Annotated in this window: 9 protein-coding genes and 1 pseudogene; 6 read left to right on the forward strand and 4 right to left on the reverse strand. The window is 51.7% G+C overall.

Annotated elements, in window-relative coordinates:
* Positions 1-3 precede the first annotated feature (3 nt).
* From mukF to QMN38_RS08795, 6 genes are all read left to right on the forward strand, one after another.
* The gene (mukF, locus tag QMN38_RS08770) at positions 4-1,326 is read left to right on the forward strand and encodes a chromosome partition protein MukF (protein WP_048212134.1); all 1,323 of its coding nucleotides are present in this window, start codon (positions 4-6) and stop codon (positions 1,324-1,326) included.
* A complete protein-coding gene (gene mukE / locus QMN38_RS08775; protein WP_137382828.1) occupies positions 1,307-2,011 on the forward strand; it encodes a chromosome partition protein MukE in 705 nt (234 codons plus the stop codon). The genes mukF and mukE overlap by 20 nt, the downstream gene beginning before the upstream one ends.
* Entirely contained in the window at positions 2,011-6,471 is a 4,461-nt protein-coding gene (mukB, locus tag QMN38_RS08780; protein WP_323604853.1) for a chromosome partition protein MukB, read from the forward strand. The genes mukE and mukB overlap by 1 nt, the downstream gene beginning before the upstream one ends.
* Before the next feature lie 994 nt (positions 6,472-7,465).
* On the forward strand, positions 7,466-9,217 hold the full coding sequence (gene ldtD / locus QMN38_RS08785; RefSeq protein ID WP_323604854.1) for a L,D-transpeptidase: 1,752 nt from the start codon (positions 7,466-7,468) through the stop codon (positions 9,215-9,217).
* Positions 9,218-9,393: 176 nt separating this feature from the next.
* Positions 9,394-9,942, forward strand: a complete 549-nt coding sequence (mepK, locus tag QMN38_RS08790) for a peptidoglycan L,D-endopeptidase MepK (protein WP_003831948.1) — start codon at positions 9,394-9,396, stop codon at positions 9,940-9,942.
* A gap of 28 nt (positions 9,943-9,970) precedes the next feature.
* On the forward strand, positions 9,971-10,618 hold the full coding sequence (locus tag QMN38_RS08795; protein ID WP_271440653.1) for an MBL fold metallo-hydrolase: 648 nt from the start codon (positions 9,971-9,973) through the stop codon (positions 10,616-10,618).
* Between the two features lie 53 nt (positions 10,619-10,671).
* Here the strand turns inward: QMN38_RS08795 and aspC are convergent, their stop codons facing one another.
* From aspC to pncB, 4 genes and pseudogenes are all read right to left on the reverse strand, one after another.
* A complete protein-coding gene (gene aspC, locus QMN38_RS08800) occupies positions 10,672-11,862 on the reverse strand; it encodes an aspartate transaminase (RefSeq protein WP_137382832.1) in 1,191 nt (396 codons plus the stop codon).
* A 183-nt stretch (positions 11,863-12,045) separates the two neighbouring features.
* Positions 12,046-13,122, reverse strand: a pseudogene (gene ompF / locus QMN38_RS08805) (porin OmpF).
* Positions 13,123-13,735: 613 nt separating this feature from the next.
* A complete protein-coding gene (asnS, locus tag QMN38_RS08810; RefSeq protein WP_202039013.1) occupies positions 13,736-15,136 on the reverse strand; it encodes an asparagine--tRNA ligase in 1,401 nt (466 codons plus the stop codon).
* A 165-nt stretch (positions 15,137-15,301) separates the two neighbouring features.
* Positions 15,302-16,504 carry a nicotinate phosphoribosyltransferase gene (gene pncB / locus QMN38_RS08815; RefSeq protein ID WP_271449323.1) on the reverse strand — a complete coding sequence of 401 codons (1,203 nt, stop codon included), beginning with the start codon at positions 16,502-16,504 and terminating at the stop codon, positions 15,302-15,304.
* Positions 16,505-16,701: the final 197 nt, after the last annotated feature.

A 16,701-nucleotide genomic window follows, 5' to 3' on the forward strand; every position in this document is an offset into this window, starting at 1 on the left:
CCTATGAGTGAATTTTCCCAGACAGTCCCCGAACTGGTTGCCTGGGCCAGAAAAAATGACTTCTCCATCTCTCTGCCGGTAGACAGACTTTCGTTCCTGCTGGCGGTAGCCACGCTGAACGGTGAGCGACTTGACGGTGAGATGAGCGAAGGCGAACTGGTGGATGCGTTCCGCCATGTGAGTGATGCGTTTGAGCAAACCAGCGAAACCATCGGTGTTCGCGCCAATAACGCGATTAACGACATGGTACGTCAACGTCTGCTGAACCGCTTTACCAGCGAGCAGGCGGAAGGTAACGCTATTTATCGTTTAACGCCGCTGGGGATTGGCATCACGGATTACTATATCCGCCAGCGCGAATTCTCTACATTGCGTTTGTCGATGCAGTTGTCGATTGTTGCTGGTGAGCTGAAGCGCGCGGCAGATGCCGCCGCGGAAGGTGGTGATGAATTCCACTGGCACCGCAATGTCTATGCACCATTGAAGTATTCGGTAGCGGAAATTTTCGACAGTATCGATTTGACTCAGCGCATTATGGATGAGCAGCAGCAGCAGGTAAAAGACGATATCGCACAGTTGCTGAACAAAGACTGGCGGGCGGCAATTTCCAGTTGTGAAATGCTGCTGTCTGAAACGTCTGGTACGCTGCGTGAGCTGCAGGATACGCTGGAAGCCGCAGGCGATAAGCTCCAGGCGAACCTGTTACGCATTCAGGACGCGACGATGGCACATGACGATTTGCATTTCGTCGACAGGCTAGTGTTCGACCTGCAAAGCAAGCTCGACCGTATTATCAGTTGGGGTCAGCAATCCATCGATTTGTGGATCGGCTACGATCGACACGTGCACAAGTTTATCCGTACCGCTATTGATATGGATAAAAATCGCGTCTTTGCACAGCGTTTACGTCAGTCTGTCCAGAGCTATTTTGACGATCCGTGGGCGTTGACCTATGCCAATGCCGATCGTCTGCTGGATATGCGTGACGAAGAGATGGTACTGCGTGATGAAGAAGTCACCGGTGAGTTGCCTGCCGATCTGGAATATGAAGAATTTAACGAGATCCGCGAACAGCTGGCGGCAATTATCGAAGAACAGTTGGCTATCTATAAATCCAGACAAACGCCACTGGATCTCGGATTAGTCGTGCGCGAGTATTTGGCGCAATACCCACGTGCGCGTCACTTCGACGTTGCGCGTATTGTTATCGATCAGGCGGTACGCCTTGGCGTAGCGCAAGCAGACTTCACCGGACTGCCAGCCAAATGGCAGCCGATTAATGATTACGGAGCCAAGGTACAGGCGCATGTCATTGACAAATATTGAACAAGTGATGCCGGTCAAGCTGGCGCAGGCGCTGGCGAATCCGTTATTTCCGGCGCTGGATAGCGCCTTACGTTCGGGCCGCCATATCGGCCTGGATGAACTGGATAATCATGCCTTCCTGATGGATTTTCAGGAATATTTTGAAGAGTTTTACAGCCGCTATAACGTGGAATTGATTCGTGCACCGGAGGGGTTCTTCTATCTACGTCCGCGTTCAACCACGCTTATTCCGCGCTCGGTCTTGTCTGAACTGGACATGATGGTCGGTAAAATTCTTTGCTATCTCTATCTCAGCCCGGAACGTCTGGCGAATGAAGGGATCTTTACCCAGCAAGAACTGTACGACGAGCTGCTAACGCTGGCTGATGAAGCCAAATTGCTGAAGCTAGTGAACAACCGTTCAACCGGTTCAGACGTTGACCGCCAGAAGCTACAGGAAAAGGTACGCTCTTCACTTAACCGCCTGCGCCGTTTAGGCATGGTGTGGTTTATGGGTCACGACAGCAGCAAATTCCGTATTACGGAGTCTGTGTTCCGCTTTGGCGCGGATGTGCGTAGCGGCGACGATCCACGCGAAGCACAGCGTCGCTTAATTCGTGATGGTGAGGCGATGTCGGTCGAGAACCACCTGCAGCTCAATGATGAGCCAGAAGATAATCAGCCGGACAGTGGAGAGGAAGAATAATGATTGAACGCGGTAAATTTCGCTCACTTACGCTGATTAACTGGAATGGTTTTTTTGCTCGTACGTTTGACCTTGATGAGCTGGTTACCACGCTGTCGGGTGGGAACGGGGCGGGTAAATCCACCACCATGGCGGCATTCGTTACAGCGCTTATCCCGGATTTAACCCTGCTGCATTTTCGTAATACCACCGAAGCCGGCGCAACCAGCGGCTCACGCGATAAAGGTCTGCACGGAAAGCTGAAAGCAGGTGTCTGTTACTCGATGCTTGACGTGCTCAACTCGCGCCATCAGCGTGTGGTCGTCGGCGTGCGTCTGCAGCAGGTTGCCGGGCGCGATCGTAAAGTGGACATCAAACCGTTTGCGATTCAGGGGTTGCCGATGTCGGTGCAACCAACCCAACTGGTTACGGAAACCCTGAACGAACGCCAGGCTCGCGTTCTGTCTCTCGCCGAGCTGAAAGAGAAGCTTGATGAGATGGAAGGTGTGCAGTTTAAGCAGTTTAACTCAATCACCGATTATCACTCGTTGATGTTCGATTTGGGCATCATTGCCCGTCGTCTGCGCTCTGCGTCCGACCGTAGTAAATTCTATCGCCTGATTGAAGCCTCGCTGTACGGCGGTATCTCCAGCGCCATTACCCGCTCGCTGCGTGATTACCTGCTGCCAGAAAACAGCGGCGTGCGTAAAGCGTTCCAGGATATGGAAGCGGCGCTGCGTGAAAACCGTATGACGCTGGAAGCCATTCGCGTCACCCAGTCAGATCGTGACCTGTTTAAGCATTTGATCAGCGAAGCGACTAACTATGTGGCAGCGGATTATATGCGCCACGCGAATGAACGTCGTATTCACCTCGACAAAGCGCTGGAATATCGCCGTGAACTGTACACCTCGCGCCAACAGTTAGCGGCTGAGCAGTATAAGCACGTGGATATGGCGCGCGAGCTGGGTGAGCATAACGGTGCGGAAGGCGATCTTGAAGCCGATTATCAGGCGGCAAGCGATCACCTCAATCTGGTGCAAACTGCGCTGCGTCAGCAGGAAAAGATTGAACGCTACGAAGCGGATCTTGAAGAGTTACAGATTCGCCTCGAAGAACAAAATGAAGTCGTGGCAGAAGCTGCCGATCGCCAGGATGAAAATGAAGCCCGTGCGGAAGCTGCCGAGCTGGAAGTGGATGAGCTGAAAAGTCAGTTGGCCGATTACCAGCAAGCGCTGGACGTTCAGCAAACGCGAGCCATCCAGTATACTCAGGCGATTCAGGCACTGAGCCGAGCCAAAGAGCTTTGCCATTTACCGGATCTCACCGCAGACAGTGCCGCTGAATGGCTGGAAACCTTCCAGGCCAAAGAGCAGGAAGCGACCGAGAAGTTGCTGACGCTGGAACAAAAAATGAGCGTGGCGCAAACTGCGCACAGCCAGTTCGAGCAGGCTTATCAGCTGGTGGCGGCTATTAATGGTCCATTGGCGCGTGGTGATGCCTGGAGCGTCGCACGTGAGCTGCTGCGCGAAGGCGTTGAACAACGTCATCTGGCGGAACAAGTTCAGCCATTGCGCATGCGTCTGAGCGAGCTGGAACAGCGTCTGCGCGAACAGCAGGAAGCCGAGCGTCTGCTGGCTGAATTCTGCAAACGTCAGGGTAAGCATTTCGATATCGATGAGCTTGAGGCTCTGCATCAGGAGCTGGAAGCGCGTATTGCCGCCTTGTCTGACAGCGTATCGTCTGCCAGCGAACAGCGGATGGCACTGCGTCAGGAACAGGAACAGCTGCAATCCCGTATTCAGCATTTGATGCAACGAGCTCCGGTCTGGCTGGCTGCGCAAAATAGCCTGAACCAACTGAGTGAACAGTGCGGCGAAGAATTTACGTCCAGCCAGGACGTAACGGAGTATCTGCAACAGTTGCTGGAACGTGAGCGTGAAGCCATTGTTGAACGCGATGAAGTCGGCGCGCGTAAAAATGCAGTTGATGAAGAGATTGAACGTCTAAGCCAGCCGGGCGGGGCGGAAGATCAGCGCCTGAACGCACTGGCGGAGCGTTTTGGCGGCGTGCTGCTGTCTGAAATTTATGACGATGTTAGCCTCGAAGATGCGCCGTACTTTTCTGCACTGTATGGCCCTTCGCGGCATGCTATCGTGGTGCCGGATCTGTCGCTGATTACTGAGCAACTTGATGGGCTGACGGATTGCCCGGAAGACCTCTACTTCATCGAAGGGGACCCGCAGTCGTTTGATGACAGCGTCTTCAGCGTCGATGAACTTGAAAAAGCGGTGGTGGTGAAAACCGCCGAGCGCCAGTGGCGTTACTCCCGCTTCCCAACGGTGCCGATTTTTGGTCGTGCCGCGCGTGAAAGCCGTATCGAAACGCTGCACGCTGAGCGTGAGGGGCTGTCTGAACGTTTTGCGACACTTTCATTCGACGTACAGAAAACACAGCGTCTGCATCAGGCATTTAGTCGCTTTATCGGCAGCCATCTGTCGGTAGCGTTTGAGGCCGATCCAGAAGCCGAAATTCGTCAGTTGAATAGCCGTCGCGTTGAGCTCGAACGTGCGCTCACCAACCATGAAAATGATAACCAGCAAAGCCGTACGCAGTTTGAACAAGCGAAAGAAGGTGTTTCTGCCCTGAACCGTCTGCTGCCGCGTTTAAATTTGCTTGCGGATGACACATTAGCCGATCGCGTGGATGAAATTCGCGAACGCCTGGATGAAGCTCAGGAAGCGGCGCGTTTTATTCAACAACATGGTAATCAGCTGGCCAAACTGGAACCGATGGTTTCCGTTCTGCAAAATGACCCAGAGCAGTTTGAACAGCTGAAAGAAGACTACGCGTATTCTCAGCAGATGCAGCGTGATGCGCGTCAGCAGGCCTTTGCACTCACTGAAGTCGTTCAGCGTCGGGCGCATTTTAGTTATTCCGACTCCGCCGAAATGCTCAGCGGTAACAGCGATCTGAATGAGAAACTGCGTGAGCGTCTGGAACACGCGGAGGCTGAACGTACCCGTGCTCGTGAGGCTTTGCGCAGCCATGCCGCACAGCTAAGCCAGTACAATCAGGTCATGGCCTCGCTGAAAAGCTCTTATGACACCAAGAAAGAACTGCTGAACGATTTACAACGCGAACTGCAGGATATCGGCGTTCGTGCTGATAGCGGTGCGGAAGAACGTGCGCGTATTCGTCGTGATGAACTGCATGCGCAGCTTAGTAATAACCGTGCTCGCCGTAATCAACTGGAAAAAGCGCTAACCTTCTGCGAAGCAGAGATGGAAAACCTGACCCGCAGATTGCGCAAGCTTGAGCGCGATTACCATGAAATGCGTGAGCAAGTGGTGACCGCGAAAGCCGGCTGGTGTGCCGTGATGCGGATGGTAAAAGACAACGGCGTTGAACGTCGCCTGCACCGTCGTGAGCTGGCTTATCTTTCCGGCGATGAACTGCGTTCGATGTCGGATAAGGCGCTCGGTGCGCTGCGCCTGGCGGTGGCGGATAACGAGCATCTGCGCGATGTACTGCGCATGTCTGAAGATCCCAAGCGACCAGAACGTAAAATCCAGTTCTTCGTGGCGGTCTACCAGCATCTGCGTGAACGTATTCGTCAGGATATCATCCGTACAGACGATCCGGTCGAAGCCATCGAGCAGATGGAGATTGAATTGAGCCGTCTGACGGAAGAGTTAACCTCCCGTGAACAGAAGCTGGCTATCAGCTCGCGAAGCGTGGCGAACATCATCCGTAAGACTATCCAGCGTGAGCAGAACCGTATTCGTATGTTGAACCAGGGTCTGCAAAGCGTGTCGTTCGGTCAGGTAAACAGCGTTCGTCTGAACGTAAATGTGCGTGAAACACACGCGACTTTGTTGGATGTCCTGTCCGAGCAGCATGAACAGCATCAGGACCTGTTTAACAGCAATCGTCTGACCTTCTCTGAAGCGCTGGCGAAGTTGTATCAGCGTCTTAATCCGCAGATCGACATGGGGCAGCGTACGCCACAAACCATTGGTGAAGAACTGCTGGATTACCGCAACTACCTGGAAATGGAAGTTGAGGTTAACCGTGGTTCTGACGGTTGGTTACGTGCTGAATCGGGCGCGTTGTCCACGGGGGAGGCGATCGGAACCGGGATGTCAATCCTCGTGATGGTTGTACAAAGCTGGGAAGATGAAGGTCGCAGACTGCGTGGGAAAGATATCTCGCCATGCCGCCTGTTGTTCCTTGATGAAGCCGCACGACTCGATGCCCGCTCCATCGCAACCCTGTTTGAACTGTGCGAGCGTTTGCAGATGCAGCTGATTATTGCAGCGCCGGAAAACATCAGCCCGGAGAAAGGCACAACTTACAAACTGGTGCGTAAAGTCTTCCAGAATGCCGAACACGTTCACGTGGTGGGGCTGCGTGGTTTTGCCCCTCAGTTACCTGAGCCGTTACCTGGCATAGATGATGCCTCTTCGCAGGCAAGCTAAGTAAAAAAGGCGGCGCTAAAGCCTAATGCCTGTCAGTTAAGCATGTAGGGTGAATATGTGATTCTTGCTCAGGGTTCCGTTCACCTCAGCAGTATCACTTCTCTGAATCACAGATACCTGTGAACGTGCAAGGGAGGCTCGCCGCCGCCTCCCTTGCAACCCAGGCTCCCGGCGGTAAAATCGTCGCTGCGCGAGTTATTCGTCTTATGCCGTCTGCCTGTCGGGGCGGGGCCGAGCCTGCGTCCCTGCAGGCCGTCCTCTCTGCCCGCATCCCTGCGGGCAGCCCCGGTCAGCCGTCAACGTCTCATCGATTTTCAGCCGGACCGAGGATATCGCTTCTACTCTCTGACTTTCAGGTATTTCGGTTTCGCTGTTTGAAAAAACGGCGGAAATGGTCAGATGTGGGCTGGTCCGGCTGAAAATTGCCGACGTGTTTCCGTAAGGCCGGGAGAACCCGCAGGGATGCGGGTTCAGGGTGCGTGCTACAGGGATGTTGCATCGCGCCCGGCCCGGTAGCCTGGAGGAATAAGCGGAGGGGATTGCGCAGCAACAATTTTCCGTGCCGGGAGCCGGGATTGTTAAGGGTGCGGCGATAGCACCCTTAACACGTTCACTGGCGTTCAGTGTACAGAGAAGCGATGAACATGAGGTGAACGGAACCCTTTCTCTGAGAGAGCATGTTCATTACCCCGCCAACACATGTTGATGCTTTCTGAAACTGAAATGTTAACTGAACAGCATTAGGTGCTAAAGCCGCCTTTTTCTTTTCCGACATACACATGATACCTGGTGTAATTTCTTTAGACTTCTTTACATTAGGTTAGGCAAAAACGATTTGATGTTTATATACTGAAGGTAAGCCTAACGCGTCACCGGGCTTGCTCGTCATACTTCAGAATGTATTGGCGTTTTACAGGCCCGCTCCCGTGAGAGTAACGGGGAATACAGGCGGTCTGGCTACTCAAAGTATGATAAAGAAAACAGGGGGCAAGGGATGTTGCTTAATAAAATGTGTGGTCGTCGGCTGTCGGCAATCAGTTTGTGCCTGGCCGTAACATTCGCTCCACTGTTCAACGCGCAGGCTGATGAGCCTGAAATGATTCCTGGCGACAGCTCTGCGGCCGTCAGCGAACAGCCTACAGCGTTATCGCAACCGCAGGTACAATCTTACGCGACCGGTGTGATGGCGGGAATTCAGTCTCTGCCCGATGGCACATCTGTGGATAAAGCTCGCGCTGAATTGCAATCTCAGCTACCAGCAGGCTATACGCCGGTATATATGAGTCAGCTGGAATTGCTGTATGTCGCACGCGAAATGAAACCGATGTGGGAAAATCGTGATGCGGTAAAAGCCTTTCAGCAACAGTTAGCCGAGGTGGCGATTGCCGGTTTTCAGCCGCAGTTTAACGCCTGGGTCGCGTTACTGACTGACCCGGCAGTCACAGGTCTGGCACGTGATACTGTGCTTTCTGATGCGATGATGGGCTATCTCCACTTCATTGCAAATATCCCCGTCAAAGGTAGCCGCTGGCTCTATAGCGATAAGCCTTATGCACTGGCAACACCACCGCTCTCCGTTGTTAACCAATGGCAGGTGGCGCTGGACAACGGTCAGCTAACTTCATTTATCACCAGCCTTACACCTCAGCATCCACAGTATGCTGCGATGCATGAGTCGTTGCTGAAGCTGGTGGGGGATTCGCGACCCTGGCCACGGTTGACCAGCACCACGACGTTGCGCCCCGGTGAATGGAGTAATGATATCCCGGCACTGCGCGAAATTCTGCGCCGCACCGGAATGCTGAACGCCGGTGTCAGTACTTCTGCCAAAGAAGGGCGTAGCGCCTACGATCGCGAACTTGTTGACGCGGTGAAACGTTTTCAGACATGGCAGGGGCTTGGGGCCGATGGCACGATTGGCCCTGCAACCCGCGACTGGTTGAATGTCACGCCTGCTCAGCGCGCAGGGGTACTGGCGCTTAATATTCAGCGTTTGCGCCTGCTGCCGAGTGAGTTGTCTACCGGCATCATGGTGAATATTCCCGCGTACTCGTTGGTGTATTACCAGAATGGCAATCAGGTGCTGGCTTCCCGTGTTATCGTCGGACGTCCCGATCGTAAAACACCGATGATGAGCAGTGCGTTAAATAACGTGGTTGTAAACCCACCGTGGAACGTGCCGCCGACGCTGGCGCGTAAGGATATACTGCCTAAATTGTGGAACGATCCGGGGTACCTTGAGCGTCACGGGTATACTGTAATGCGCGGCTGGAACAGCAAAGAGACGATAGATCCGTGGCAGGTTGACTGGGCTACAATCACCGCTTCGAATCTGCCGTTCCGCTTCCAGCAGGCACCGGGCGCGCGTAATTCACTGGGTCGCTATAAATTCAACATGCCGAGTTCTGACGCCATTTATCTGCACGATACGCCAAACCATAATTTGTTCCAGAAGGATACTCGAGCACTAAGTTCTGGCTGTGTGCGCGTGAATAAGGCCTCGGAACTGGCGAATATGCTGCTGCAGGATGCTGGCTGGAATGATACACGCATCTCGGATGCCCTGAAGCAAGGGGATACGCGATATGTCAATATTCGCCAGAATATTCCGGTCAACCTGTACTATCTGACAGCCTTTGTGGGAAGTGATGGACGTACGCAGTATCGAACAGATATTTACAATTACGATCAGACAGCGCGATCCAGCGCACAAATCATGTCGAAAGCTGAGCAATTAATCAGATAAATGAAGCAGTTCGAGGAAAATGATTGTCGTAAGTTATGATGAAAACGGGGCAGGATGGCTGTAAGCCCCGTATTTCCTGGGTTTGGGAGCCTTGACGTGGACTACTTAGCCAGATAAGGTTTCCCGCGTGCGCTAGAGCATACATACGATAACATTGACCTGTAGACCTTAATACCATGGACAAATTTGACGCTAATCGCCGCAAATTGCTGGCGCTTGGTGGCATTGCCCTCGGCGCTGCCATCCTGCCCACGCCTGCGTTTGCAACTCTCTCCACCCCACGTCCGCGTATATTGACGCTGAATAACCTGCATACCGGTGAGTCAATTAAAGCAGAGTTTTTTGATGGCAGGGGCTATATTCAGGACGAATTAGCAAAACTTAATCACTTTTTCCGTGACTTTCGGGCGAATAAAGTGAAATCCATCGACCCGGGATTGTTTGATCAACTCTTCCGTCTGCAGGGACTGCTGGGTACGCGTAAACCCGTACAACTGATCTCCGGCTATCGCTCCATCGATACCAATAACGAACTCCGTGCACGTAGTCGTGGTGTGGCAAAGAAAAGCTACCACACGAAAGGACAGGCCATGGATTTCCATATTGAAGGCATCGCATTAAGTAATATTCGCAAAGCTGCGTTATCTATGCGCGCAGGTGGTGTAGGATACTACCCCAGCAGTAACTTTGTGCATATTGATACTGGGCCTGCACGGCACTGGTGATCCGTAAGCTTAATGAAACAGGAGCTGTATGAACTATCGTATTATTCCGGTCACTGCATTCGCCCAGAACTGCTCGCTAATCTGGTGTGAGCAGACGCGTCTGGCCGCACTGGTCGATCCCGGCGGTGATGCCGAGAAAATCAAACAGGAAGTGGATGCCAGCGGTCTTACGCTCATGCAGATCCTGCTTACCCACGGTCATCTCGACCATGTTGGGGCGGCAGCAGAACTGGCACAGCATTATGGTGTACCGGTTATTGGGCCGGAAAAAGAAGATGAGTTCTGGCTGCAGGGACTGCCTGCGCAAAGTCGTATGTTTGGCCTGGGTGACTGTGAGCCGCTAACGCCCGATCGTTGGCTAAACGAAGGCGATCGGATTAGCATCGGCAACGTAACCTTACAGGTGTTGCATTGCCCGGGTCACACGCCTGGGCATGTCGTCTTCTTTGATGAACAATCAAAGTTACTGATTTCAGGCGACGTGATTTTCAAAGGTGGCGTAGGGCGCAGTGATTTCCCGCGTGGGGATCACAGCCAACTGATTGACGCGATCAAACGTAAACTCTTACCGCTGGGTGATGACGTGACGTTTATTCCGGGTCACGGACCACTCTCTACGCTGGGTTACGAGCGGTTGCATAACCCGTTCCTGCAGGATGAAATGCCGGTTTGGTAACACTACAGATAAATAAAAAGGCCGCGATTGCGGCCTTTTTTGTGTGCGATAGATTACAGAACAGCGACAATCGCTTCGCATAACGGTGCCATGTTGTCTGGCGTCATTCCTGCTACGTTTACGCGTCCTGAAGCAACAGCATAAACACCAAACTCTTCACGTAGACGAAGAACTTGTTCTTTCGTCAGGCCGCTGAATGAGAACATACCATTCTGTTTGATGATAAAGCTGAAATCGCGGTTTGCGCCTTTCTCCTGCAACGTGTTGACGAACAGCAGACGCATGCGCTGAATACGTTGGCGCATGTCAGTCAGTTCCTGTTCCCAGATTGCACGTAGCGCATCGTTGCTCAGAATTGTCGCGACAACTGAGGCACCGTGTGCCGGTGGGTTGGAGTAGTTCGCACGGATGACTGATTTCATCTGGCTAAAGGCACGGTCAACGGTTTCTGCATCGGCAGCGACCAGCGTACAGGCACCTACACGCTCATTGTACAGACCAAAGTTTTTGGAATAGGAACTGGCGACAATCAGCTCTTTATGCAGCGCGGCGAATGCACGCAGACCTTCTGCATCTTCTTCCAGACCACGAGCAAAGCCCTGGTAGGCAAAGTCGAACAGTGGTAACCAACCTTTGTCGACTGACAGCTGAGCCAACGTTTGCCATTGCTCCAGCGTCGGATCAATACCGGTCGGATTATGGCAGCAGCCGTGGAATAATACGACGTCGCCAGCTTGTGCTTCAGCCAGGCTTGCCAGCAGCGCATCAAAGTCCAGTGAATGGTTTGCCGCATCGTAATAGTTATATTCACGCACTTCCAGACCAGCTGAATTAAATACGCTCTTATGGTTCGGCCAGCTTGGGTTGCTGACCCACACGCGTTTTGCGCTGGTGTTTTTTGCCAGGAAATCAGCGGCCACACGCAGGGCACCCGTACCACCAGGGGTCTGTGCTGTACGTGCGCGTTTGTCATTAATCAGTGCACTTTCTTTACCAAACAGTAATTCCTGAGTGCAGCGACCAAACTCTGGAATACCGTCAATGCCAAGATAGTTTTTGGTGGTTTCATTTTCCAGGATATATTGCTCGGCTTTTTTAACGCTGGTCAGTACCGGCGTTTTGCCTGTCTCATCTTTATATACACCGATTCCGAGGTTTATTTTCCCCGGGCGGTCATCGGCACGAAACAAATCAGCCAGGCCCAAAATGGGGTCGGCAGGAGCGGCGGTAATGTTCTCAAACATGACGAGGTTCCATTGTGGTTACAGAAGGGAAGTCCGCTATCAGGTTAACGGTAGATTTACAAAATGCCAACCGTTAGTGACGAAAAGCAGGGGTGTTTTTTGAAGACGCAAGAATACGCTGGCGGAGATAAAAAAACAGGACCGAAGTCCTGTTTTTTAGGCATTTAGCAAAGAGGTCTGCTATTAGAACTGGTAAACGATACCCACTGCAACGGTGTCGTCAGAGCCTACACCCAGTTTGTTGTCAGAATCGATCTGGTTGATGATGTAATCAACATAGGTGGACATGTTTTTGTTGAAGTAGTAAGTCGCGCCCACTTCGAAGTAGTTCACCAGATCTACGTCACCGATACCTTCGATATCCTTACCTTTAGATTTGGTATAGGCGATGGACGGACGCAGACCGAAGTCGAACTGGTACTGAGCAACTAACAGTACGTCTTCAGTTTTGTTCGCATAACCGTTAGAGATACGGGTTGCGTTGCGGGTTTCGCTGTAGTTCGCTGCCAGGTAGATGTTGTTAGCATCGTATTTCACGCCGGTAGCCCACTGCTCAGCTTTGTCGCCATGGCCGCGCAGAAGCGGGTTTTGCTGGGCATCGGTACGGTCAGCCGCGCCGTATGCACCGACGATACCGAAGCCTTCGAATTCGTAGCTTACAGAACCGCCAACGCCGTCACCATTAGAGCGACGAACGTCATCACGCTCGTTTTTACCCAGGTACTGAACAGCGAAGTTCAGGCCTTCAACCAGACCGAAGAAGTTGGAGTTACGGTAAGTCGCGAGGCCACCGTTACGCTGGGAGAAGAACTGGTCGGAAGCCGCAGTATCGCCACCGAATTCTGGCAGCATATCGGTGTAACCCAGTGCATCGTATACGACGCCGTAGTTACGACCGTAATCGAAGGAGCCTGCGTCACCGAATTTCAGACCAGCAAACGCCAGACGGGTTTTGTTCCCTTTCTGAGAGTCGTCACCGCCTTCGGAGTTATTGCCGCTGAACTGGTATTCCCACTGGCCGTAACCGGTCAGTTGGTCGTTAATCTGAGTTTCCCCTTTGAAACCAAGACGGGCGTAAGTCTGATCGCCATTAGGTGCTTAAGCGTTTTCACCGTTGTTCTTGGAAAAATAGTGCAGACCTACAGCTTTACCGTAGATGTCTACTTTATTGCCATCTTTGTTATAAACTTCTGCAGCGTTAGCTGCCCCGGCTACCAGCAGAGCAGGGATAACCACTGCCAGAATATTGCGCTTCATCATTATTTATTACCCTCATCGGTTTTTATATGACACCTGCCACTGCCGCCAATGAATTCCGTCAATAAAAATTTACGGAACTATTGATGAGAGTTTGGTGTCTTTATGTGTCTGCAGGCATCTTTCCATTCAAACTACCGTTTCGCTACTGTCAAAGTGCTACAAATATAAAGATTTAGTTTCAAAAAGAAAAAATGTGTAACAAAATGTTATTTTTATGCAACTTTGTGAACGACTTCAAATTTCAGCTGTCCCTGCGATTGAATTTTGCTCATTTTTATCTATTTATATGATTTTCTTATACTTAATTTTGCTAACGACATTTTTATCTTACCCTGCTTAAAAGAACCATTTTTACAAATGCTTATTTTGGACGTCCAGAACGCCGTGCGGATGGGTAATAAATGCTCTATTTGATCATGAAGTGCTAATCCACAATAAAAATAGTGATTATTTTTTGTTCTTAAATGTTGCAGTGAAATATCACGTAACAGGAAGGGGGAATTTACGGGTTGAGTTTAGTGCGGGATGAGGGTCCATCTACGGTGAAAAATGCAGCAATGCGCTGAACGTAAAAAGGCCAGCAGTGCTGGCCTTTAAGGTTAAAACGATAGCGTTAGAAGCTGGCGTTACGCGGTGTACGCGGGAACGGAATAACGTCGCGGACGTTCTGTACGCCGGTGACATAAGCAATCAGGCGCTCAAAGCCCAATCCGAAGCCGGAATGTGGAACGGTACCGTAGCGACGCAGATCGCGATACCACCAGTAATCTTCTTTGTTCAGACCCATTTCCAGCATACGGGCATCCAGCACGTCCAGACGCTCTTCACGCTGAGAACCACCGATGATTTCACCGATTCCCGGTGCCAGCACGTCCATTGCCGCAACGGTTTTACCGTCGTCGTTAAGGCGCATATAAAACGCCTTAATATCTTTTGGATAGTTTTTAACCACCACCGGCGCTTTAAAGTGTTCTTCGGCAAGATAGCGTTCATGTTCAGAAGACAGATCGACACCCCAGTAAACCGGGTTTTCGAACTGTTTGCCGCATTTTTCCAGAATGCTTACCGCATCGGTGTAATCCACCTGTGCAAAGTCAGCATCAATGAAACGTTCCAGGCGTGATACCGCGTCTTTGTCGACACGTTCGGCGAAGAACTTCATATCATCCGCACGTTCTTCCAGTACGGCCTTGAACGCGTATTTCAGCATCGCTTCAGCCAGACCTGCAACATCGTTCAGATCGGCAAAAGCGACTTCCGGCTCAAGCATCCAAAACTCTGCCAGGTGACGGCTGGTGTTGGAATTTTCCGCACGGAAAGTCGGTCCAAATGTATAAATTTTGGACAGTGCACAGGCATAGGTTTCGCCGTTCAACTGACCAGAAACTGTCAGGAAGGCTTCTTTACCAAAGAAGTCTTTATCGAAATCGACTTTACCCTGATCGTTGCGTGGCAGGTTTTCCAGATCCAGCGTTGACACGCGGAACATTTCACCGGCACCTTCGGTATCGGAAGCGGTGATCAGTGGGGTAGAAACCCAAAAGAAACCCTGCTCATGGAAGAAGCGATGCAGCGCTTGCGCCAGCGTATGGCGTACTCGCGCAACCGCACCAATCATATTGGTACGCGGACGCATGTGTGCGACTTCACGCAGGTACTCAATACTGTGACGCTTCGCAGCCATGGGATAGGTATCAGGATCTTCAACCCAGCCGGTAACTTCAACTTCCGTTGCCTGAATTTCAAAGCTCTGTCCTTGTCCTGGTGACGCAACGACTTTACCCGTTACGATAACCGAACACCCCGTCGTCAGGCGTAATACGTCCTGATTGTAATTGGGCAGAGAATTATTGATGACGGCCTGTACAGGATCAAAGCAGGAACCGTCATAAACGGCGAGGAAGGAGATGCCAGCTTTTGAATCTCGGCGGGTACGCACCCATCCGCGCACGGTGACTTCGCTGTCAACGGCTACGCGGCCCTGGAGTACGTCGGCTACAGGCACAACGCTCATAATATTCTCTCTGTTAATAGTCGGATATATAAACACATGTCCACCCGTAATGGGGGGATACCTATGTTACCTGGCATCTGCAATCAGACAAGCAGAATTCGTAGCTGGAGTGAAAGATTTCGGAAATAAACGTGAAAAGGGAGCCAAAGTGGCTCCCTGGAAAGGCTAGCTGGCTTTTTTAATATGCGGAAGATCGAAGGCTTTACGCAGCGCACGAACAAACGCTTTATCGTGGCAAATGGTTTTGCCAGGACTATCTGACAACTTGGCTACCGGCTTACCGTTACATTCGACCAGCTTGATAACGATATTCAGCGGCTTCACTTGGGGGATATTACACGTCAGGCGTGTCCCGATACCAAAGCTCAGCTGCACGCGAGAAGAGAAGTGGCGATAGAGTTCAATCGCTTTATTCAGATCGAGGTTATCTGAGAACACCAGCGTTTTGCTTTGCGGGTCAATACCCAGTTTTTCATAATGGGCAATGGCTTTCTCACCCCATTCAACCGGATCGCCAGAGTCGTGGCGCAAACCCTGATAGCGGGTTGCAAACTCAACGCCAAAGTCGCGCAAAAACGCGTCCATAGTAATGCAATCGGTCAGGGCGATGCCGAGCTGGTCGGGATATTCGTTCAGCCAGGCGGCCAGGGCAACGCGCTGACTGGTCGCAAGCTCAGGGCTGATTTGCTGATGTGCCTGGAACCATTCATGTGCCTGGGTTCCCATCGGCGTTAATGACAGACGACGGGCAAGATCGTAGTTGCTGGTGCCAACAAACCACGGTTCCTGCTGCAGACGCTGAACAATAGCTTGCTGCACTTCGCGTGAAAAACGACGACGCGTGCCGAAATCCATCAGATGGAAGCGGGACATGTCGACATCTTTCGTTAATGTAGTGAATTCTGCTAACTTGTTTTCCAGCTCAGCCAGTGCCTGCGGCACGCCAGATTCTGGCGAACGGTAACGGTGCACCAGTTCGCTAATTACCGCCAGCAGCGGGACTTCCCACATGATGACTTCACGCCATGGGCCGGTTAAGCGGATGTTCAGCTTACCGTTATCATTGGTGACGTGAACCTGTTCCGGGTTGTAGCGGAAATCACGTAACCAGGTGAGGTAATCAGCTTTAAAGAAAGGCAGGCCGGAGAGCCACTGGTACTCGTCCTCCTGAAGTCGCAGGTGCTGCATAGCGTTAACCTGCTCACGAATAGTGTCGGCATAAATACCGAGCAGGTCATCGCCACGGCAACGAAATTCAGCCGCTACTTGTACATCATAGTAGTGGTGAAAAACGGCTTGCTGCATATGCAACTTATAAGCGTCTGTATCCAGCAGCGAGTGCAGAACAGGAGAAGCGAATTGTGTCATAGGTGCGCAGTAGCATCCTCTCGCGGGAGCGTTTAGTACAATAAACAACTAAGAAAACCGCTGGAGTATACCCTGTTTAGCGATTTATTGAACCCCGATCACACCATAAGCTGTCTTTCTGGTCGAGTGCATTTCGTGCCGCGTGTTATTAAAATGTAGCAAAAAGGGTGTTTGTGCCTGAAAAGATGAACATTCTG

The sequence above is a fragment of the Citrobacter sp. R-1.5.2 genome (assembly GCF_035064245.1).
GTDB lineage: Bacteria > Pseudomonadota > Gammaproteobacteria > Enterobacterales > Enterobacteriaceae > Citrobacter.

Bases quoted from the DNA above. Each gene is read 5' to 3' on its own strand.
- aspC (WP_137382832.1), bottom strand. From the start codon at position 11,862: ATGTTTGAGAACATTACCGCCGCTCCTGCCGACCCCATTTTGGGCCTG.
- mukE (WP_137382828.1), top strand. From the start codon at position 1,307: ATGTCATTGACAAATATTGAACAAGTGATGCCGGTCAAGCTGGCGCAG.
- mukB (WP_323604853.1), top strand. From the start codon at position 2,011: ATGATTGAACGCGGTAAATTTCGCTCACTTACGCTGATTAACTGGAAT.
- ldtD (WP_323604854.1), top strand. From the start codon at position 7,466: ATGTTGCTTAATAAAATGTGTGGTCGTCGGCTGTCGGCAATCAGTTTG.
- pncB (WP_271449323.1), bottom strand. From the start codon at position 16,504: ATGACACAATTCGCTTCTCCTGTTCTGCACTCGCTGCTGGATACAGAC.
- asnS (WP_202039013.1), bottom strand. From the start codon at position 15,136: ATGAGCGTTGTGCCTGTAGCCGACGTACTCCAGGGCCGCGTAGCCGTT.
- QMN38_RS08795 (WP_271440653.1), top strand. From the start codon at position 9,971: ATGAACTATCGTATTATTCCGGTCACTGCATTCGCCCAGAACTGCTCG.
- mukF (WP_048212134.1), top strand. From the start codon at position 4: ATGAGTGAATTTTCCCAGACAGTCCCCGAACTGGTTGCCTGGGCCAGA.
- mepK (WP_003831948.1), top strand. From the start codon at position 9,394: ATGGACAAATTTGACGCTAATCGCCGCAAATTGCTGGCGCTTGGTGGC.